This window comes from Streptomyces sp. 5-10 (genome assembly GCF_014712245.1).
Classification (GTDB): Bacteria; Actinomycetota; Actinomycetes; order Streptomycetales; family Streptomycetaceae; genus Streptomyces; species Streptomyces violaceusniger.
On sequence record NZ_JACVYG010000232.1, the window covers coordinates 1 to 567 of the forward strand.

1 protein-coding gene is annotated in these 567 nt (G+C 66.8%); it reads right to left on the reverse strand.

The window, feature by feature from the left end; translation table 11 throughout:
- Positions 1 to 567 (reverse strand): polyketide synthase dehydratase domain-containing protein (locus IEJ02_RS47960; protein ID WP_191070529.1); only part of this gene is annotated, 567 nt, incomplete at both ends.

Sequence of the window (567 nt, forward strand, 5' to 3'; positions counted from 1 at the left end):
AACCCGTGGCATGGCGAACCCACACGGCATCGGCCACTTCAAGGCGGGATTGCACATAGACGCTGCGCACACCGTCTTGCCCCGCCTCGCCGACCACAACCTGAAGCTGGACACCGCCCCGCTCCGGAAGGGACAACGGATCCCCGAGAGTGAGCTCCTGGATTGCCTCGCATCCCGCACGGTTCGCAGCGGTCAGCGCCAACTCGACCACCGCAGCCGATGGCACCAGCACCGACCCCAGGACCCGGTGGTCCGCCAACCACGGATGGGTCTCCAACGAGATACGCCCGGTGAGGACATGTCCTTGGTCCGCAAGGGGGACTGCCGCTCCGAGGAAGGAGTGTTCAAGGGCTTCCAGGCCCAAGCCGGTGGCATCGGTTGCCGCGGGCGGGGCGTCAAGCCAGTAGCGCTGCCGCTGGAAGGCATACGTGGGCAGGTCCAGCATCGGTGCGCGACTGTCGGCCGCAGTGCTGTCGTCCGTGGCCACCGCGCCGAGAGCAGGTTTCCAGTCGACGGTGACCCCGTTGACATGCAGTTGGGCCAGGGAAGTCAGGACCTGCCTGAGTG